Raw genomic sequence first — 18,900 nt, 5'->3', positions numbered from 1 at the left:
TACGGGACCGGCCCTGCTGCCTACGAACTGGCTGTCAGCCGGCCATGCTCGGCATGTCGGTGACCTGGTCCGCCGGCGGCGCCTCGATGGTCACGTCCTCGCCGTGCTTGGACAGGAGCATCTCGACGGTGCCCATCTCGCCCATGCCGACCTCGGCCTTGCGGAGCAGGCCGTCCGCGTCGACCCAGATGTCCTGGTCGATCGTCTTGGGCATGCCCTTGGTGCTGTCGGCACCGAGGCTCTCGGCGAGCCCGGCGGAGTCGACGGTGAAGCTGTAGTGCTTGGTGTCGGTGCCGTCGACCTTCTCCTCGCCCTCGAACTTGGAGGACTTGATCGACTCCTCCATGCCGTCGAAGAAGGCGAGCGGGTTGCTCATCGACTCCAGGCTGGTCCCGCCCATCTTGGCGAGATCGTCGGTGCTCGCGGTCACCCACGAGTCGCCCATCATGCCCTTGATGTAGATCTTCTCGTCGACAAGGATCGTCTCCAGATCCATGTTCATCGAGCCACCACTCATCTTCATGGTGGAGTGCTGCGCCGGCGGCTCCTTCTGGATGTCGCCCTCGCCGGTCATCGAGACCGTCTGACCCGACGCCTTCGCGTCCATCTTCGTGGTGAAGTGGGCGGTGTCGATGTCGGTCGCCTTCTTCATCACCTCGGTCATCTCCTCGGCCGAGACCGAGTCACCCTCGCTGGCACCGCCGGCCCCACCACCGCCACCGCAGGCCACCAGGCCCGAGAGCGATACGGCCAGCACGCCTGCCACAGCGGCGCGGCGCCAGAGGCCACGTGGCCCGAGAGTACGGTTGAGCGTCATTGAGCTTCCCTTCGTGTTTGCCGCTGCTTGCGGCTGACCTGTCAAACTTACCCTCGGAAGCTGCTCAACCAAGCCGGCGAAACACGTGTCGATAGGTCTGAAGCGTGACGGTCGCCGTACCCGCCGCCAGATCGTGGAGCCCGCGCCGGTCAGGACGGAAGACCAGCGGCGGTACGACGAGGACGACCAGGATCTGACGGGCGATGCTCCGCAGCGGATCGAGCGGGCGTACGTCCGGCTCACCGGCCGTCACCCGCACCGTACGCAGCCGGGTGACGAGCTTGCCGAAGGAGCCGCCGCCGAGCGTGGTGAAGACCGCCGTCTGCACGATGAAGACGACCAGGATCCACAGGTTGTCTGTCGGCCGCGGGTCGACACCGGCGAGCAGCGACCCGAACGGCAGCGCCCGTACGCCGAGGAAGACCGACGCCACCAGCGACGACGCGAGCCAGTCGATGAAGAGTGCCAGGACGCGCCTGCCCCAGCTCGCGGTGTCATAAGGCAGAGTGGGCGTCGCAGGAGTGGCGGAACTGGTCACGTCGTAAGCGTAGGCGGCAACGTCTTGAGGGGTGAGATCCGGGATGGTTGCCGATCAAATCACACAACCTGTTACACGCCTGAAACATTTGCGACACTCCTGCGCAACCGTCCCTTCGTAATTTGCGTGGCACGGTCGGATCCATGAGGGTCCGGCCTCGATCGCGAGAGACCTATCTGGCTCTTCCCGCCCGGGTGAGCCAAGGAGGATTGATGTTCAGCACTGACGACGAGCTCTTGAAGTTCATCTCTGACGAGGGGGTCGAGTTCGTCGACATCCGTTTCGTCGACCTGCCTGGCGTCCAGCAGCACTTCACGGTGCCGGTGTCGTCGTTCAACCTGGAGCCGATGGCCTTCGACGGTTCGTCGATCCGTGGTTTCCAGACGATCAACGAGTCCGACATGGCGCTCTACCCGGACGTCACGACTGCGTACATCGACCCGTTCCGCGCCGCGAAGACCCTCGCGCTGATGTACTTCGTGCACGACCCGATCACCGGGGAGGCCTACTCTCGCGACCCGCGCAACATCGCGCGCAAGGCCCTGGCGTACCTCGCCTCGACCGGCATCGGTGACACCGCGTTCTTCGCCCCCGAGGCGGAGTTCTTCATCTTCGACAAGGTCGCCTACAACACCTCCGAGGGCGAGTCGTTCTACAAGATCGACTCCGTCGAGGCCTGGTGGAACTCGGGTGCCGACAAGAACCCCGACGGCTCGGACAACCTGGGCTACAAGACGCGCTACAAGGGCGGCTACTTCCCGGTCTCCCCCACCGACCACTTCGCCGACCTGCGCGACACGATGGTCAAGAACCTCGAGGCCTCCGGCCTGCTCGTCGAGCGCGCCCACCACGAGGTCGGCACCGCCGGCCAGGCCGAGATCAACTACAAGTTCGACACCCTGCTCAAGGCTGCCGACGATGTCATGAAGTTCAAGTACATCGTCAAGAACACCGCCTGGGAGGCCGGCAAGACGGTCACCTTCATGCCGAAGCCCGTCTTCGGTGACAACGGCTCGGGCATGCACGTCCACCAGTCGATCTGGAACGCCGGCGAGCCGCTGTTCTACGACGAGACCGGCTACGGCGGCCTCTCCGACATGGCCCGCTGGTACATCGGCGGCATCCTGAAGCACGCCCCGTCGGTGCTGGCGTTCACCAACCCGACCGTGAACTCCTTCCACCGCCTGGTCCCGGGCTTCGAGGCTCCGATCTCGCTGGTCTACTCCTCGCGCAACCGCTCCGCCGCGGTCCGCATCCCGATCACCGGCACCAACCCGAAGGCCAAGCGCGTCGAGACCCGGTTCCCGGACCCGTCCTCGAACCCGTACCTCGCCTTCTCGGCCCTGCTCCTCGCCGGCATCGACGGTATCCAGAACAAGATCGAGCCGCCCGCTCCGATCGACAAGGACATCTACGAGCTGCCGCCGGACGAGATGGCCGAGATCAACCAGGTGCCGACCTCCCTCGGTGCCGTCCTGTCGGCTCTGGAGAGCGACCACGACTTCCTCACCGTGGGCGACGTCTTCACCCCCGACCTGATCGAGACCTGGATCGACTACAAGACCAACGACGAGATCCTCCCGATCCAGCTCCGCCCGCACCCGCACGAGTTCGAGCTCTACTACGACATCTAGAATTCGTTCTAGTACGCCATGTGGCCCCTGACCTGCATCTTTGCAGGCCCAGGGGCCACTGTCGTTCTCGCTCTGAAGGTGAAATTCCGCAGAGATTCCGCAGAAGACGTACCTCAGAAGAGCCCCGGCGGCTCCGGGCCTGCCGACCTGCGAGGCGGGTCGCGCCTCTGGCGCGGATCCTGGTCCCGTTTTAAGGGTCGTTGGTGATAGACCTTCGCCACCGCGGCGCGAGAGGTGTCGTCGCGGTCGGGCCACAGGTGGCCGTAGGTGTCGAGGGTCGTCTTCGCCGAGGCATGCCGGAGCCTCGCCTGGACGATCTTGACGTCGAGGCCGGAGGCGATGAGCAGCGAGGCGAAGTAGTGGCGCAGGTCGTGGAAGCGGAAATCCTCCGGCAGTCCCTTGACCTTCTCACGAGCGGCACGCATCGCCCGCTCGACGGTCCACGGGCTGGCCGGGTTGCCCCACTCGTCGGTCATGATGCTGCGCCCCCTGGCCCGCTTCACCGCGGTCGCGAGCTCACGCACCATCTGGGTGGGGATCGGGATCGGCGTCTGGCTCATGTCGGACTTCAACGGGTCCTCGGGCCACTGGACCGCGGGCTTGATGAGGCCTTGCTTGAAGTCGACATCGGACGGGCGCAGCGCCGCAGCCTCGGCGAGCCGCAGCCCCGCATGGGCGCCGAGCAGGATCGCTTGGCGTACACCGACCGGGAACTGCTCGTACAGCGCCCAGACCTGGCTGGTGGTGGCCACGAAGGGCCGCTGCTTGCCCATCCCCGGAGACGTACGCCGCGAGCACGGGTTGCGCGGGACCAAGCCGTCGTGGACGGCGTCGGTGAACAGTTGCGAGAGGCGGGAGTGAAGGGCGTAGACGTAGGAGTCTGCGTACCCCTCGGCCTTGAGCACCGACGTCCAGGCGCGGACATCGGAAGGACGGACTGCGCTGAGCGGCACCGCGGCGAATTCCTCCTTGATGAGCTTCAGGTGCGTCCTGGCCTGGGTGACGGTCGACTTGCGCCGGGTGCCGTAGCCGGCCAGCCAGCGCTCAGCCCACTCCCCCACGGTCAGCTTGGCGTCCTTCGGGGCGACGTGGTCGCCGCGTACGACGGAGGCGATCTGCTGGTCGAGCCAGGCCTGCGCCTCGGCCTTGCGGTGGAAGTGCCGGGTGCGCTCCTCGCCGGCGGCGTCGACGTAGCGTGCACGCCAGCGGGTGACCTTGCCTGCGACCGCGGACGGCACCTCGGTCGTGCTTCCGTCGGCGTCCTTGACCCGCTTGCGCCAGCGGTCCTCTACGGCTCCTCGCTGGCGGCGGTACTGCAGGTTCATGCGCGCCTCCCTCGTCCGACGGGAAGGATGTCGGGCCTGTCGGCCAGGCGCTGCTGTCGGATGTAGCCGCGGACGTCGCCAACGGTGGTCACGAGCCGGCGGCCCATCTTGAAGAAGCACGGGCCGGTGCCGAGCTGGCGCCACCAGCGCAGCGTGTTGACCGGGACCCTGAGGATCTCAGCGGTCTCGGTCAGGGTGAGGAGCTCTTCGGAGTCCCGCTCGGGGAACGGGACGTTCATGCTGGTCATGCCTACCTCCGGTAGTGGTGTGGATACTCCCCAAGGCGTTCTGCCGGTCGCGAGCGGTCAATGCGGGTTGCGGCCAACCGTCGCCGGAAGGAGCTGGTTCAGCAGGTAGGTGTGCAGGGCTCCCCACGGCGTCGCCGAAATATCTCCGATCGGGTAATTTGCTGCCAATGGACCGGCCGACGATCATCGAGGAGGCCAGGCGCGCGAGCGGCCTGACCCAGGTGGAGCTCGCCCGTCGGGCTGGTACGTCGCAGTCGACCCTGTCGGCCTACGAGCGCGGTCTGAAGTCACCGTCGCTCAAGGTGACCGAGCGGCTGATGCTGGCAGCGGGCTACGACCTCGGCATGATCACGCAGGTGCGCTTCGGCGCGGTCATGGAGACCCGGACCGAGGGCTATTTAGTGCCGGACCGGCTCTGGCGAGTCGAGGTCCCGAACTGTTTCGCGACAGTCACCTTCCCCGACTACACGCAAGGCACCGACCAGGCCATCTGGAACCTGCGCAAACGTCCCGACCGGCGTCGCCTGTACGAGAACGTGCTGACCAAGGGCCGCGCGGACCGGATTGTCCGCTGGGTCGACGGCGCTCTCCTGGTCGACTTGTGGGACGAACTCACCCTGCCGCCCCGGCTTCAGCAAGCATGGGCCCCACTCATCGAAGCCGCGGCGAACGGACCGATGGAGCGTGGCTGAGCCGACCACTGGACTCGAGCACTTTCGAAAGAAACGAAAGCGAGTTACGCTTACTTCGAAAGGGGTGTTGACATGACCGCAGAACCGCTCGACCAGCAGACGTACGTGGCCTCCGCCACCGACGCTCTCGCAGATGTCCTCGACTTCATCAAGGCCTACGAGTCCCGGCGTTCGGCCGGCTCCGGAGACCAGCACCTGTCGTTGGGCTCCGACGGCGACGATCACGTCGATCTGCCCGACCCCGTCTACCGAGCACTCACCCAGGTGGTCGAGGCGCTGGCAGCCGGCAAAGCCGTGACCATCGCACCGCAGCACCAGCTGCTCACCACCCAGCAGGCTGCAGACCTGCTCGGCCTGAGCCGACCGACGGTCGTCAAGCTCATCGACGACGGCGCACTCCCAGCCGAGACGCCCGGCGCGAAGCGGCGCCTGATCCGCCTCGACGATCTCCTCGCCTACCGCACACGGCGTCGTGAGGCCCAGCTGAAAGCGATCTTCGAGACCTCGACGGGCGACCTCGACCTGGACGAGGACCCTGAAGTTGTCGCCGAGCAGATCCGGCGGGTCCGGGCCGAGGTTGGCAAACGGCGACGCGCGCGCGCCGAGAGCTGACGAGGCTACGTGCGAACCGCCGTTCTCGACACCAACGTGTTGTGGCCGAGTCTTCAGCGCGACTTCCTGCTCTCGATGGTCGCGTTCGGAATGTATCGGCCACTGTGGAGCGATGCGATCCTCGAAGAACTCGAGCATCACGAATCCCTCAAGCTGACCCGGCGCGGCACCGATCCAGATGCCGCGGCGGATTCAGCCGCACGGCTCGTCGGGGTGATGCGCACCGCCTTCGACGATGCCCTGGTGACCGGATGGGAGCCACTCGACGGCACGTTCGGCCTCCCCGACCGCGACGACGAGCACGTGCTGGCCGCCGCTGTGGCAGGCGGAGCGAGTTCGATCGTCACCGACAACCTGCGCCATTTCCCCGCCCGGCTGCTTCCCGCCGGGATCGAGGCGCTGACCGCCAAGGAGTTCGCAGCCACGACCGTCGAGGCGGACCCGGCGGTTGCCGCCACCGCGCTCCGCGCCATCTCCGCACGGTACCGGAACCCACCACGTACGAGCCTCGACCTGCTCGACGTCCTGGCCACCCGATACGGGATGAAGGATGTCGACGCTCTGCTTCGCCCTCTCATCTCTGAAGAGAACTGAGTCGTCGACCGACGACGTCACCTGAACGTCATGAGCACGAGGCTCACATGCCGATGCCACGCTCTTGGGACGAGGGCGACGTCCTCTGCGGCGGTGCTCCCATGGCGGCCGGGGACCGCTCGTATTCGGGACGCAGCCGGCTCGGTCGCCCGAGATAGCGCCGTGCGGCGTTCGGGCCGTAGCGCTCGATATCCTCGGCCGCCAGTTCGGCCGCGTGTGCAGGCCCGAGATCAGCGCGGTTGCGGCTGAACACCTCGACCCACTGACGGCATGCGTCCTCCAGGTCCTCCGCAACCAGGTGCGCGACGTTGCGTCGGCGGCCGCGGGTCATGCCGACGTACGCCGCCGCAGCACCGGTGTGTTCGCCGATGAGGAGATGGGCGGTGTCGACGGTCTCACCCTGAGCCCCATGGACAGTGCTCGCGTAGGCGAGCTCGACGTATCTGTTCACATAGTCGGCCGGCAGATGGCGCGCGCCTGCCGGGCCTTTGATGCGGAGTCCACCCCGGCGATCGACTGCGGTCACGGTCCAGCAGTCGCGGTTGGCGACGTCGAGGTCGCGGCTATTGCGCCGCGTAGCGATCCGGTCACCGGCGCCGATCTTCTCCCCCGCGCCGGTCACCACCGCCCCCGCACCCCATCGCGGCTCTGCCTCACGTCGCTGCCGGACCGCGTCATTGAGCGCGACCACCTCCTCACGGGTGTCCGCCAGCAGAAGGGGCGGTTGGTCATCGGCACCGATCCGGGCGAGCGCATGACGACGCTCGACCTCGCTGGCATAGACGACCACGTCTCCGCGCATCACCAGCTGCTCGAAGACGCCGTACGCGTCCACGCCGTCGCGCATCTTCAATGTCAGCGCGGCGTAGGTCGGGTCGCTGAAGCGGTGGACTACGTCGAGGGTGAGATGGGTGCTCCCACTGGCCCACCGAGCGGCAAGGTCGAGCACGCCGCCACGTCCGACGGCCGGGAGCTGGTGATGGTCGCCCACGAGAGCGACCCGCGCATGTGACTCGTCGGCGATGATGAGCAATGCCCGGGCCAGGTCTTGGTCGAGCATGCCGGCCTCGTCGACCAGCAGCAGATCGCCCGGTCTCACGCGGGCGTGTCGAGCGATCGGGATCCCTGCGTTGTCGGTCCCGGTCGCGACGCGTCCCCAGTGACCATCCTCGTCCCACCGGAACCCGTGCTGGTAGGCCAGCCAGGCCGCCGAGGACGCCGCGCCACCGACCTCGCGACCGGCGACCATGGCCGCCTTCTTGGTAGGGGTGACGACGATCATCCGTCTTCGCTGTCTTCTCAGCACTGCCGAAGCCGTGGCAAGCGTCTTCGTCTTGCCCGAGCCAGCGGCACCTTCGATCACCAACAGCGCCCCGCTCCCGATCAACGCGTTGACGGCCTTGCGCTGCGCAGGATCGAGATCCGGTGCCTGTCCCAGACGACCCGTGCGCGCCTCGACCTCGGCACGTCGGGCGAAGCGATCGTTGAGCTCGGCCTCGACAGCGAGCACCCGATGGGACGTGAGTGCGCGGACGTGCTCGGGCACATCGGTACGCGAGAGCAGGGGCTCGCACTGGCTGGTCGCTCGGGCCGTGATGTCCTCCGCCAACTCCCGACGCACCATCGGTTCGGCGACGACGCCGACCTCGGCGATCAGCACCTCAGCCCCGCCGCGGATGTCCGCGGCGTTCCAGGCCGAGGCTTTCGCTCCCAGTCGGTCCACGACCAGCCCTGCCGCCAGATCCCGATCGAGCGTCCCGATCGCCGTCACAGACAATGACACCGATGACCGCGGTGGGCGGTGCCCGAGCGCGTACAACTCGTCGATCCAATGGCGAGCCATCTCGGCTCCATCGACCGGAGCAACCTTGTCCGGGCGAGCATCCGCCCACGCCCGCCGATCCCATGCTCGCCGCAGGCGAGGACCGGGTTCGTCCCCGGGATGCTCCTCCCGCCACTGCGCCTCGTACCGCGCCACGTTGCCGTTGATCTGCTCCGCCCGCGAGGAGAACTCTCCGACGAACCTGGACAGCTCATTGACCTCACCGGTCGCCCGGTCCAGCGTGTACCCGTGGGCGGCGAGCACGCGCCGGAACTCAGGGTCGCTCATCACCACCGCATGGCCGATCCCGTTGATCGCAGCGATGCTCTCCCGCGTCCCGACCGTGTGCAGCCCCCGCCACTTGCCCTCGGCGAAGACACGGCTGTTGATCTGCAGATGGAGATGACGGTGCGGGTCACCAGCACGGGAGGTGAAATGCCGGATCACCGCCGCCTCGATCGAGGCGACTGGCACCTGCACCTGCCGATCCCTCGGCCCGACCCGGGTGGTCGCATGCTGAGCGACCCAGCCGATGATCTCCTGTGCCGCCCGTTGTTGGGCGGCGTCGTAAGCTGCTCCGATCTCGGGATGTAACGCGGCAGCCAGCGACCAGGTCTTCGGACCGTTCACAATCACCTCGACGAACCGGACCGGCGGCCGCTTTCCGCCGTCGTTGATCAGCCGGCCCTTCGCGACGCCGGTCTCAACGTCATAACCGGCCACCCACCGCTCGTAGGTCCCACCGTCCATCGATCCATGGTCAACCACGCCGTCCGGAGTGGCACCAATGCGCTCCGCGAGGCCGCCCCTATCGGCCAGGTAGTAGTCATCGGCCCGGGCGTGGTCCTTCTCCAGGTAGCTTCTGGCCGCTTTCACTGGCCCGTTGTAGAACTTGATCCCGCCATGCATCACATACCCCCTTGCTCCTCGGGCGGCGGACATCTCCAGGCGGCTCCAGCGACGGTCGTCGACAACCGTCAAGTACCCTGAAAATGCGGGTCGGCCGCCCGAAGGCGGCCGAGTTGCTCCCTATCTTCGTAGCATGCGTGCCGATGGCTTTGAAGTGTCGTATCTCCTGATCAGGGGTCGATTTCTTGGGCACGTCAGTGTTCGTCGAAGGTCGTCATCAACCGAAATTCTGCTCGCGAAGCCCCGAGGACTCACTCATCGGAGATCACCGCAAGGGCGAGTCGCGGGCGATCCACTACGGACAGGTCGTTCGTGCCGCGCGGATCGGCTCTGGCGCAAGCCTCTCCAGCAGCCAAGTTCCTCCGCGCACAGATCCCTAACAGCCGCCTGGCAAGCGGTCATCGTGCACCTTTCTGCGACAGACGCAGAACGACTCTGCACCTCACCGCCCACCGGGGAGGACCGCACGTATGAGCAGGATCCCCGCCACGATTGCTGAAGATTCCTATCTCAGCCTTTCAGACCCGCTGAGTACGTCGGGCAGTCGGTCAGGACACTTCGACGGCGAATCACCGCGGAGCACTTCCCGCACACAGATTCGGTCCGCGATCAGTTCGGATTCCCCTCGCCGATCTCGAGGCCACAGCCCTGTGTGCACTGAATCGACCCACGGGGAGTCGTCACAGCCGTCATCGAATCCCCACGATCTCCTGGAGTGCTTCAGGGCTTGTGATTGCGCCGATCGCGACGACAGCCTCCGGATCCTCCCCTTGCAGGATCCGCTTCACCGGAATCTCAAGCCGCTTTCCGGACAGGGTGCGGGGAATGCGGCTGATGACGTGAATCCTGTCGGGCACGTGTCGTGGGGAGAGCTGCCGTCGCAGAACGTCGCGCAGAGCTGCCTCGAGAGGTTCAGGATCGGTTCCCTCGCGCACTGAGACGAGGAGCACGAGCTGGTCCTCGCCATCGGAGGCAAGGTGAACGACGAGGCTGTCCGCGATCTGCGGCAGTTCTTCGATCGCTGCGTAGAACTCGGCTGTACCTAGGCGTACACCACCGCGGTTCAGCGTGGCGTCGCTGCGGCCGCTCACCTCGACGGCGCCATCGGCGCCGATGACTGCCCAGTCGCCGTGACACCACACACCGGGATAGCGCGAGAAGTAGGTCTCCCGGTATCGCTGACCGCTGTGGTCGCCCCAGAGCGCCAGGGGCATCGACGGCATGGGCTTGGTGATGACGAGCTCGCCGACTCGGCCGAGCACCAACTGTCCCTCATCGTCGAAGGCCTCCACGGCACATCCGAGCAGCCTGGCCGACATGACGCCGGCGCGAACCGGAAGCGTGGGTGCCCAGCCGAGGAACGGCGTGCATACGTCGGTTCCACCAGAGATGTTTGCGATGGGTACCGGAGCGACGGCTTCGGTGATCCAGCGATAGCCCGCCGGCGGCAACGGCGCGCCCGTCGTAGCGATCAAGCGCAACGTCTGGAGCGAGGCGATCTGGCGGGGCGCCACCCCGAGCTTTCGACATGCCATGATGTATGGCGCGCTGCAGCCGAAGGCGGTGATCGCCAACTCGTCGATCATCCTCCAGAGCTGGGCGGGGTCCGGCTCGAGTGGATCGCCATCTACAAGGACGACGGTGGCCCCTACGCCCAGGCCAGAGACGAGGAAGTTCCACATCATCCAGCCCGTGGTGGTGAACCAGAAGAAGGTGTCGCGAGGTCCGAGGTCGTGGTGAAGGGCGAGCGCCTTGAGGTGCTCCAGTGTGATTCCTCCGTGGCCATGCACGATCGGCTTGGGCAGACCCGTGGTGCCCGAGGAGAACAGGATGTAGAGCGGAGCGTCGAAGGGCAGCGGCTCGAATGCTAGCTCCCCGGGTTCGGCGAGGAGGTCGTCCCAGGACTGGTCACCCGGAGGGGTCGGTGCGCCGGGGTCGAGGTATCCGATCCATACCGTGGTCCGGATGCTCGGAACCTGATTGCGGATCTCGGCGACCTGGTCGCGCCGGTCGATGCGCTTGGCGGCGTACCGGTATCCGTCGCAAGCGAGCAGGAGGACCGGTTCGATCTGTCGCCAGCGATCCACGACCGACTGCGTTCCGAACTCCGGTGGGCACGACGTGAAGACTGCGCCGATGCTGGCGCAGGCCAGCATGAGCACCAGGGTCTCGGGTGCGTTCGGGGCATAGGCGGCAACGCGGTCCCCGGCATGCACATCGGCCCGGATCAGGCCTGCTCGGGCCGCGGCGACCTGGGCACGGAGCTCCCCGGCGGTGAGTCGTACGTCGGGCCGCGACTGCGACCGGCCGACTACCATCACCTCATCGGGTCCGCGTCCGGGCATCCGCAACATCGTCTCGGCATAGTTGAGCCGTGCATGCGGGAACCAAACAGCGCCGGGCATCGTGATCTCCTCGAGTGCCGGCTGAGGCTCGCCGGGGAGCTCGAAGTAACGCCAGATGCTCGACCAGAATCCGTCGAGGTCGCTGACCGACCACTCCCACAGTTCGTCATAGTTGCCGTCTCGGCCGAGCCAGGTCTGGTATCGCTCGATTCGGGACGTTCCGTCAAGTGGCGGATCCCAAAGGACCGGGCCGCTGACCATCATCTCGCTCATTCAGTGACTCGCCATCGCGATGTTGCTGCTGGACAACACCTCGAGGAGTAGAGGCAGGCGTCGTCCGGTCGTCACAATGGCCGACGCGCCGAGCCGAAGTGCTTCGGCAACCTCGGTGGCGGAATCTGTTGGCTCGTCGAACACGGCCGATCGTGCGGCCCACGCCCCTTGCCCCGGCCCGTCGGTGAGATCACGGACCTCGACCCCGTCTGGGACCTCGTCCGGGTGGAGCACCGGCAGTGGGGCCAGTTCTCTCGCCCAGGAGAACAGCATCTGAAGGTTCTCGTCCGTGGTCTCGTCGTAGGTCTCCAGCGGGAGCGCGCCGTCGTACACCTTGCCCGTGGTGCCGTCGACGGTGACGACCCGTCCCGCGAGGGCGGTGACTGTTCCCGCGCCACATCCGACGACGCAGGGCACACCGAGCTCGCGGCTGACGACGGCCGCGTGCGACGTCGCTCCGCCGACCCCTGTCATGACACCGTTTGCCAAGGACATGCCGATGAACTCCTCCGGACTGGTCGACTCGCGGGCCAGCACGGCGTCGGTGCCTTCGCTGGTGACTGCCTCGACCTCGGCCGAGCTCGCCGCGACAAGGCCGATCCCAACGCCAGGACAGGCCGGTTCTCCGCTCGCCAATTCGACGGCCTCGCGCCGGGTGCTCTCCCCGATCACGGGGCGCGCGAGAGCGCGAACCTGGTCGGCGGTCACCCGGTCGAGCGCGGTCAGGGGCTCGATCAGCCCCTCGGTGACCATCTCCACTGCCGACCGTGCCGCCGCCAGTGCGGATCGCTTGGCCGACCTCGCCTGCAACAGCCACAGCTTCCCGGACTCGACGGTGAACTCGACGTCCTGGATGTCACGGCCGGTCCGTTCGAGGAGTTCAACGCCAGCCGCCAGCTCCGCATAAGCGTCGGGGAGCACCTCACGAAGGGCGCTCAACGGTTGGCCGTTCACCTCGCCCCCGACCAGAGCCTCACCCTGAGCACTGGGAAGCCACTCGCCAAATAGCGTGCGTTCCCCTGACAACGGGTCGCGGCTGAACACCACACCGGTGCCGGACTTCTCGTCACGGTGGCCGAGAACCATGGCCTGCACCGTCACCGCCGTGCCCAGTTCGTGCGATATCCCGGCGCGATTCCGGTAAGCGACTGCTCGGGGGCTGTTCCATGATGCGAATACCGCCCCGACTGCGCTTGTGAGCTGCTCCCAAGGGTCGTCGGGGATCTTGCCGTCGCCACCGTCGAGGACGACGCTGCGGTAGCAGGATCGGAATCGCCTGAGGGTCTCTCGTGCGTGATCGTCCCCCGAGCTTCGGGCCAGCTCGGCGGCGACACGATCGTTGATGCCGAGGTTGAGGACCGTGTCCATCATCCCGGGCATGCTGATCGCAGCTCCCGATCGGACGGAGACGAGGAGCGGATCTGGGCCGCCGAAGGTTCTTCCCATCTCCGACTCCAACCAGCCGACTCCGCGGCGGATCTCCGCGAGGACCTGCTCGTTCAGGGCACCATGCTCGAGATAGTCGTGACACACCTGTGTGGGTATGACGAACGCTGCGGGAACGTTCAGGTCGAGTCCCGTCATTCGAAAAAGGCTCGCCGCCTTGCCCCCCGTCGTCGCTCGCCCCGGGTCGTGGTCGGTTCCGACTCGATAGATCATCATCGCGCCCGCCCCCCACCATCGACACTCACGGTGCTGCCAGTGACGAACGGGTGGCCGGTGGTGGGGGCACCGGTCACCAGGGCGACCCCACCCTCGATGTCGGTAGTCATTGCGCTCTCCTCTTCATACGTTTCGGTGGTCAGATAGCTGCCGCCGGTCATGCGGTCCTGAGCTCCGGCTCATCACGGAGATGGGTGTAGTCGTTGAGTCCATGGATGACCATCCGGTCGCCGCTGATGTAGACGGTGGTGACCGAGGTGTGTGCCGCGCGGAAGAACATGTCTTCGGTGATGCCGAGGCGGCTCGCGAGAAGGGCATTGATCGCGCCGCCGTGGCAGGCCACGGCAATCGACTGGTTCTCGTGGGCCGCGACGATGCGATCGATCGCGGCGTTGACGCGGCCGCGGAACTGTGCCGACGTCTCGCTCGCCGGATAGGCGTCCCATCGAAGATCACGAACCATCTGAGTGCGGGCGGCCTCCAGCACCTCCTCACCCAGGGAGACCTCAGGCGGTACGTCGCCGGGCAACTGGTAGAAGATGTCGAACTCACGCAGATCACGATCGAGAGCAGGCTTCAGCCCGAGGTGCGATCCCGCTGCCTGCCCCGTGCGGAGGGCGCGGCTCAGCGGCGAGGCGTACACCGCGTCCAGAGGCACCTCCACGAAGCGCTTGGCCAGATGTTCGAGCTGGCGCTCACCGACGCCGGATAGCGGCGGGTCCACGATGTCGGCGGCAGAACTCCCCGCCCTCGGGTAGTCCTGCTGAGCGTGCCGGATCAGATAGAGCGTCGTGCGTGGCCCGTACTTCAACAGCGCCTCGTCCAATGCGTCGACCGGGGCGGCGGGCGGGGCAGACGGACGTGCGGGGTCCAAAGACGTCATGTCATTTCCTCAGCAGCTTGCGGAGATTGGTGGAGGGATCCTGAAGGGTGAAGGCGTCGACAGTGACGCGCTGATCGACCAGTCGACGGAAGACCCCCATGCTGGCGGCGTCGTTGACGCAGATCGCACCCCGCAGGCGCCCGGCCGAGATCGCGAGATATGACCACGATTCCGCGCCACCTCGGCGAATGAAGGTCGCCGGTGCACCGGCCTCGTCGGTGGCGAGATCGCCGACTGCCTCGACGTGGTAGTCGTAACGGTCGGTCCAGAACCACGGAGGTGCCTCCGGCTTGCCGGGCTCGCCGAGCAGTGTCGCGGCCGCGCGTTCACCCGTGAGCTTCGCAGCCTCCCAGTGCTCGGCGCGGGGCCGGTCTCGGACCCGGGAGCAGTCACCGACGGCGAGGACTCGAGGATGGCTGGTGCGCTGGTCGGTGTCGACGATGATGCCACCATCGACGGTGAGCTCGGCCTCCTCCGCGAGTGCTGTGCGTGGCTGCGAGCCGCAGCTGACAAGCACCGCATCGAAGCGGCGCGGCGCCAGTTCGCCGGACAGGTGGGCGATGACGCCGGGGTGGGCCTCCTCGAGGCGTCGCAGCGTCGTCTGCACCGTCTCGACCCCGTGCTCACGGTGCATTTGGTGCAGCCAGGCGGCTGTGTCGGTGCCGACCGCCCCCGCGAGCGGCACCTCGGCGGTGTCGACCAGAGTGACCCGGACACCCTGTTTGGTGGCAGTGGAGGCGACCTCGGCACCGATCAGGCCGGCACCGACGATCAGCAGACTGGAACCGGGGGCGAACGCCTTGCGCAGTCGGTCCGCGTCGGGCAGGTCGCGGAGGGTGTGCACCGTGTGGCGCTCGATGCCGGGCACGGGCGGGATGATCGCGTCGGCCCCCAGCGCCAGGACTACCTGCTCGGCGATCAGTTGATCTCCGGTTTCGAGGATCAGACTGACATGGTCCTCGGACGGTACGAGGCTACGTACACGCTGGCCACCGCGGAAGTCGACGTCGTTCTCGGTGAACCAGTGCGCGCCGAGCAACGCGATGTCCTCCGCCGTCCTGGTGCCCGCGAGATACTCCTTGGAAAGCGGCGGTCGATCGTAGGGGAAATCCGCTGGATCCAGGATGATCACCGGTGCGGTATAGCCGCCCGCGCGCAACGTCTTTGCTGTCGAGAGGCCGGCCAGTCCCCCGCCGACGATGACCAGGCCGTGGCCGTTCATGGCGTCCCTTCGGCGAAGAGGTAGACCTCGCCATCACGGACCTCGACCTTGTGTGGTCTGGTTGGCTTCGTTGCGGGCATCCCCTCGACAGCCCCGGTCCTGAGGTTGAACTTGGAGGCGTGCAGAGGGCACTCGACGTATCCGTCCTCCACCCAGCCTTCGGCGAGCGAGGCCACCTCGTGAGTGCACGTGTTGTCCAGCGCCCAGACGCACCCTTCCTCGTCGCGCAGCAGCGCGATGTCGTCCTGAGTGCCGGCGAGGTCGCGGGGCACGACGATTCCCTCGCCTTCGGGAATGTCCTCGACAGCCGCCACCCGCAGCCCGCCGGACGTCACAGACTCAGTCATCATGAGCTCCCCTCGACGGCCCGGTCGATACCGAGTATCTGGAGCAGGTCTTCGTGCAGCTCCATCCAGATGTCGTGGTAGGAGTCGCAGCCGAAGCCGGTGAACCGCTTGGTCTCTCCGTCGCGCAGGGCGCGGAGCGCGGTCTCGAGTCGAGCCGGATAGAGCTCGAGGTGGTCAGGCGCCGACGTCATCTTGGCGAGCGTGGTCAACGCACGCTCGTGCGTGGAGGCGAGTCGATCGACGACCTCGGCGTCGTAGTCGTCGTCGTCGTGTTCGTTGGGGTTGCCGTCCCGGATCTGCCAGTCCGAGCAGGTGGCCTTGACATCGGCGTTGATGGTGAGGAACTCGCCTTCGTACAGGGTTGCCAGCTTCTCTCGCGAGATCTCGTCGAGGAACCCAGCGACTACGACGGCATGGTGCTCGCGGCCCTCTGGCGTGATCCGCCACAGCGAGCGCCTGTCCAAGAACGCTGCCCGGCCGGCGGACTCCATGCGCACGAGTGCGTCGGCCAGGACCTCCTCATCGAGGCCGGTCAGTGCTTGAAGCGCCGAGATCGCTGCCATTCCCTTGATCCGCAGCGCGTGCAGCGTCAGCTCCATCGGATCGGGTCCGCCACCGGTCGCCACGTCGGTGGCCGTCGTGCTCTTGGGCTCAGTCATGGGTCGCCTCCGCGAGTAGGAAGTCGATGAGGACCTGATCGTGTTCCTCTGGCTTCTCCCATTGCGGCCAGTGACCTGCGTCGGCCATGCAGTAGAAGCTCGAGTTCGGGATCCTGTCGGCGATGTAGCGGGCGTATTCCGGGCTCCAGTCCGGATTGTGCTCGGTCCAGAAGACCAGCGTCTCTGGCGCGAAGGCCGCCAGCTCGTCCTCTGTACGCACCGGTAGCGGCAGCTTGCCCGTGGTGTCGATCCGGTAGACGCGGTGCATGGCTGCGTTGACGGTCGGGTCCTGGTAGATGCCCAGTCTGACTCGAACCATTTCATCGGTCATGCGCTCCGGCTCGTGAACGAGCCAGCGCATACGCTCGTGCATCGACTCGAACGTCGGGTTACGCACCACGTCCGCGGAGAGTCCGCCGAGCTTCGACCGCGCCTTGCGCTCCGCCGACGCGGCGGCGAGCCGTTCGTCGAGGATCTGCACCCGCGGTAGGCCGGTGTTGAGCACCAGCTTGTCACAGCGCTCTGGAAATCGTCGGCCCAGCTCGAACGTGACGTGGCCCCCGAGAGACTCGCCCTGGACGTGAGCCTTGGGCCAGCCCATCGCGTCCATCAGGTCGACCACGCCCTCGGCCATGACCGCGACCCAGTCGGCGTCGTCCCACGGCTCCTTGCTCGAGTAGCCGTGGTAGACCATGTCGGCCGCGACCACATGGAAGCGCTCACCGAGCGGTCGCATGTTTCGTGCCCAGCATTCGGCATGTCCGCCGACGCCGTGCAGCAGGATCAATGGAGGCAACCCCGCCCGGCCGGTCTCGATGATGCGGTGGGCGTACTTCGGCCCCTGAACCACACGGTTCTGGGCGCCGAGCAGCTCGACGGCCAGCTCCGGCCAGTCGTCGAGCGGCCGTACGATCGGCTGGGTACTGAGCTTCAGGTCTCGTGCGGTCATACCGGCTCCTTGAGGTCGAGTCGACCGGACGGCACGTCGGGAGCGGCAGGCGGCTCGGCGGGAAAGCTCTCGCCGTCCATGAGCTGGGCGTAGCGACGGTAGAAGCTCCGCGCCGCGGCCTCGCTCACGTAGCCGGAGATCCGGCCCGGGTAGCGTGGATCATCGGTCCACTCGTGCTCCATGCTCATCTGGTAGTTGAACGGGAAGCGGCGCTGCATCTGGCCACGCAGGACCCGCTGGATGTCGGCCCAGTTCTCGCCATCGTCCTGCTCGAGCAGTCCGGATGCATTGAAGAGCAGCTGTGTGAAACGACGCTGTTCGTCCTTGAGCTCCGGTGAGGCGGCAGCATCGACCAGCACCCAGGCGTAGATGTCCATCGCGTGAGGACCTCGTGGGTGCCATACCCGCAAAGTCGAGATGCCTGGCAGGTACGACATCGTGGGGAACACGTTCGCGTGTCCCGAGAGCGGCCCCTGCATCCGGTCCTTACCCAGGCGGTCGGTCATCTCCGCCCAGTGCTTCTCGTAGTAGTCGCACAGCTCCTTGGTGAATCCGCGCGCCAGGAACTTGCCCATCCAGTTCTCCGAGACCGCGAAGCCCGCGCCGTGACCCAAGGCACTGTTGAACTGTGCCCCGCCTCCATGTCCCCACTTCGCAGTGTCCTCCGGCAGATCTTTCGACAGCGTGGCGATCGCTGAGGCGTGGCTGATCGGTGCGTGGTAGTTGTCGGAGGCGAACTGCTCTGCCGCCAGCTTCCAGTTGCCCTCGACTCGCCACTTGAGAACGCCACCGATGACCTCGGTGCCGCCCTCACGGCGGTCCAGGAAGGCGTCGAGGTACCAGGCCATCTCCCCAAGGTATTCCTCGAGCGGCGGCACATCGGGGTCCCAGCTACCGAAGATGAGGCCCTTGTAGTTCTCCACTCGGGTGACGGGGATCATTCCCCACTTGCTCTTGTCGATGGCGTTGCGATAGCCCTCTTCCTCGTACGGGACGTTGATCAGATCACCGTCGAGGTTGTAGGCCCACCCGTGGTACGTGCAGGTGAACGCCTTGGTGTTCCCGACCTCGGCGCGGCACACGGGCATGCCACGATGGCGGCAGGAGTTGAGCAGCGCGCGGATCTGTCCGTCTCGGCCCTTGACGACGACGACGGGGTCCTCCCCCATCCACGTCGCGAAGTAGTCGCCAGGCTTCTTCAGCTGGGACTCGTGTGCCAGCAGGAGCCAGCAGCGCCCGAAGATGCGGTCGAGCTCTTGGCGATAGATGTCCTCATCGACGAAGATCTCGCGTGAGATCAGCCCCTGTTCGGTGTTGATGAAGTCAGAGATGTTCTTCGGCTCGTAGCCGGGAGTGCTCACAGGCACGG

Annotated in this window: 17 protein-coding genes; 4 read left to right on the top strand and 13 right to left on the bottom strand. The window is 66.4% G+C overall.

From position 1 onward, the window contains the following. Positions 1-34: 34 nt before the first annotated feature. Both ABTX24_RS11670 and ABTX24_RS11665 read right to left on the bottom strand, forming a co-directional pair. Entirely contained in the window at positions 35-817 is a 783-nt protein-coding gene (locus ABTX24_RS11670; RefSeq protein ID WP_160022398.1) for an SCO4651 family lipoprotein, read from the bottom strand. A 64-nt stretch (positions 818-881) separates the two neighbouring features. Further along, positions 882-1,355 (bottom strand): RDD family protein, encoded by a 474-nt coding sequence (locus ABTX24_RS11665; protein WP_350839722.1) that lies wholly within the window; start codon positions 1,353-1,355, stop codon positions 882-884. A gap of 212 nt (positions 1,356-1,567) precedes the next feature. Between ABTX24_RS11665 and glnA the strand changes: the two genes are divergently transcribed. Further along, the gene (gene glnA, locus ABTX24_RS11660) at positions 1,568-2,989 is read left to right on the top strand and encodes a type I glutamate--ammonia ligase (RefSeq protein ID WP_160022394.1); all 1,422 of its coding nucleotides are present in this window, start codon (positions 1,568-1,570) and stop codon (positions 2,987-2,989) included. A 113-nt stretch (positions 2,990-3,102) separates the two neighbouring features. Here the strand turns inward: glnA and ABTX24_RS11655 are convergent, their stop codons facing one another. Both ABTX24_RS11655 and ABTX24_RS11650 read right to left on the bottom strand, forming a co-directional pair. Beyond that, positions 3,103-4,314, bottom strand: a complete 1,212-nt coding sequence (locus ABTX24_RS11655) for a tyrosine-type recombinase/integrase (protein WP_350839720.1) — start codon at positions 4,312-4,314, stop codon at positions 3,103-3,105. After that, on the bottom strand, positions 4,311-4,562 hold the full coding sequence (locus ABTX24_RS11650) for a helix-turn-helix domain-containing protein (RefSeq protein WP_350839718.1): 252 nt from the start codon (positions 4,560-4,562) through the stop codon (positions 4,311-4,313). Before ABTX24_RS11650 ends, ABTX24_RS11655 begins: the two co-directional genes overlap by 4 nt. Positions 4,563-4,729: 167 nt before the next feature. Here ABTX24_RS11650 and ABTX24_RS11645 point away from each other — a divergent pair, with 167 nt between their 5' ends. The 3 genes from ABTX24_RS11645 (at position 4,730) to ABTX24_RS11635 (ending at position 6,460) form a co-directional block, all read left to right on the top strand. Beyond that, positions 4,730-5,254, top strand: coding sequence for a helix-turn-helix domain-containing protein (locus tag ABTX24_RS11645; RefSeq protein WP_350839716.1), 525 nt, complete (start codon positions 4,730-4,732; stop codon positions 5,252-5,254). Positions 5,255-5,326: 72 nt separating this feature from the next. After that, on the top strand, positions 5,327-5,866 hold the full coding sequence (locus tag ABTX24_RS11640) for a helix-turn-helix domain-containing protein (protein WP_350839714.1): 540 nt from the start codon (positions 5,327-5,329) through the stop codon (positions 5,864-5,866). Positions 5,867-5,875: 9 nt separating this feature from the next. Beyond that, complete coding sequence (locus ABTX24_RS11635; RefSeq protein ID WP_350839712.1) at positions 5,876-6,460, top strand: PIN domain-containing protein; 585 nt, start codon at positions 5,876-5,878, stop codon at positions 6,458-6,460. Positions 6,461-6,503: 43 nt separating this feature from the next. On the opposite strand, the gene mobF is transcribed toward ABTX24_RS11635, so the two are convergent. The 9 genes from mobF to ABTX24_RS11590 all read right to left on the bottom strand — a co-directional run bounded on the left by mobF (position 6,504) and on the right by ABTX24_RS11590 (position 18,898). Next, positions 6,504-9,158 (bottom strand): MobF family relaxase, encoded by a 2,655-nt coding sequence (gene mobF / locus ABTX24_RS11630; RefSeq protein ID WP_350839710.1) that lies wholly within the window; start codon positions 9,156-9,158, stop codon positions 6,504-6,506. Between the two features lie 722 nt (positions 9,159-9,880). After that, the gene (locus ABTX24_RS11625; RefSeq protein WP_350839708.1) at positions 9,881-11,809 is read right to left on the bottom strand and encodes an acetoacetate--CoA ligase; all 1,929 of its coding nucleotides are present in this window, start codon (positions 11,807-11,809) and stop codon (positions 9,881-9,883) included. After that, on the bottom strand, positions 11,810-13,468 hold the full coding sequence (locus ABTX24_RS11620) for a pyruvate, phosphate dikinase (protein ID WP_350839789.1): 1,659 nt from the start codon (positions 13,466-13,468) through the stop codon (positions 11,810-11,812). 160 nt (positions 13,469-13,628) lie between these two features. Continuing rightward, positions 13,629-14,297 carry a histidine phosphatase family protein gene (locus ABTX24_RS11615; RefSeq protein ID WP_350839706.1) on the bottom strand — a complete coding sequence of 223 codons (669 nt, stop codon included), beginning with the start codon at positions 14,295-14,297 and terminating at the stop codon, positions 13,629-13,631. Between the two features lie 58 nt (positions 14,298-14,355). Continuing rightward, positions 14,356-15,576 (bottom strand): NAD(P)/FAD-dependent oxidoreductase, encoded by a 1,221-nt coding sequence (locus ABTX24_RS11610; RefSeq protein WP_350839704.1) that lies wholly within the window; start codon positions 15,574-15,576, stop codon positions 14,356-14,358. Next, the gene (locus ABTX24_RS11605; RefSeq protein WP_350839702.1) at positions 15,573-15,923 is read right to left on the bottom strand and encodes a non-heme iron oxygenase ferredoxin subunit; all 351 of its coding nucleotides are present in this window, start codon (positions 15,921-15,923) and stop codon (positions 15,573-15,575) included. Before ABTX24_RS11605 ends, ABTX24_RS11610 begins: the two co-directional genes overlap by 4 nt. Then, the gene (locus ABTX24_RS11600) at positions 15,923-16,582 is read right to left on the bottom strand and encodes a hypothetical protein (RefSeq protein WP_350839700.1); all 660 of its coding nucleotides are present in this window, start codon (positions 16,580-16,582) and stop codon (positions 15,923-15,925) included. The genes ABTX24_RS11605 and ABTX24_RS11600 overlap by 1 nt, the downstream gene beginning before the upstream one ends. After that, positions 16,575-17,531 carry an alpha/beta fold hydrolase gene (locus ABTX24_RS11595; protein WP_350839698.1) on the bottom strand — a complete coding sequence of 319 codons (957 nt, stop codon included), beginning with the start codon at positions 17,529-17,531 and terminating at the stop codon, positions 16,575-16,577. The genes ABTX24_RS11600 and ABTX24_RS11595 overlap by 8 nt, the downstream gene beginning before the upstream one ends. After that, positions 17,528-18,898, bottom strand: a complete 1,371-nt coding sequence (locus tag ABTX24_RS11590; protein WP_350839696.1) for an aromatic ring-hydroxylating dioxygenase subunit alpha — start codon at positions 18,896-18,898, stop codon at positions 17,528-17,530. The genes ABTX24_RS11595 and ABTX24_RS11590 overlap by 4 nt, the downstream gene beginning before the upstream one ends. Between the last annotated feature and the right edge of the window lie 2 nt (positions 18,899-18,900).

The sequence above is a fragment of the Nocardioides sp. NPDC127514 genome, assembly GCF_040302125.1.
Lineage (GTDB): Bacteria > Actinomycetota > Actinomycetes > Propionibacteriales > Nocardioidaceae > Nocardioides.
The sequence above is the reverse complement of the archived record's forward strand: the minus strand, read 5'-3'. Positions and strand labels throughout refer to the sequence as shown.

Coding starts and splice junctions, on each gene's coding strand:
- ABTX24_RS11670 (WP_160022398.1), bottom strand. CDS start 817: ATGACGCTCAACCGTACTCTCGGGCCACGTGGCCTCTGGCGCCGCGCC.
- glnA (WP_160022394.1), top strand. CDS start 1,568: ATGTTCAGCACTGACGACGAGCTCTTGAAGTTCATCTCTGACGAGGGG.
- ABTX24_RS11655 (WP_350839720.1), bottom strand. CDS start 4,314: ATGAACCTGCAGTACCGCCGCCAGCGAGGAGCCGTAGAGGACCGCTGG.
- ABTX24_RS11650 (WP_350839718.1), bottom strand. CDS start 4,562: ATGACCAGCATGAACGTCCCGTTCCCCGAGCGGGACTCCGAAGAGCTC.
- ABTX24_RS11645 (WP_350839716.1), top strand. CDS start 4,730: ATGGACCGGCCGACGATCATCGAGGAGGCCAGGCGCGCGAGCGGCCTG.
- ABTX24_RS11640 (WP_350839714.1), top strand. CDS start 5,327: ATGACCGCAGAACCGCTCGACCAGCAGACGTACGTGGCCTCCGCCACC.
- ABTX24_RS11625 (WP_350839708.1), bottom strand. CDS start 11,809: ATGAGCGAGATGATGGTCAGCGGCCCGGTCCTTTGGGATCCGCCACTT.
- ABTX24_RS11620 (WP_350839789.1), bottom strand. CDS start 13,468: ATGATCTATCGAGTCGGAACCGACCACGACCCGGGGCGAGCGACGACG.
- ABTX24_RS11610 (WP_350839704.1), bottom strand. CDS start 15,576: ATGAACGGCCACGGCCTGGTCATCGTCGGCGGGGGACTGGCCGGCCTC.
- ABTX24_RS11605 (WP_350839702.1), bottom strand. CDS start 15,923: ATGACTGAGTCTGTGACGTCCGGCGGGCTGCGGGTGGCGGCTGTCGAG.
- ABTX24_RS11600 (WP_350839700.1), bottom strand. CDS start 16,582: ATGACTGAGCCCAAGAGCACGACGGCCACCGACGTGGCGACCGGTGGC.
- ABTX24_RS11595 (WP_350839698.1), bottom strand. CDS start 17,531: ATGACCGCACGAGACCTGAAGCTCAGTACCCAGCCGATCGTACGGCCG.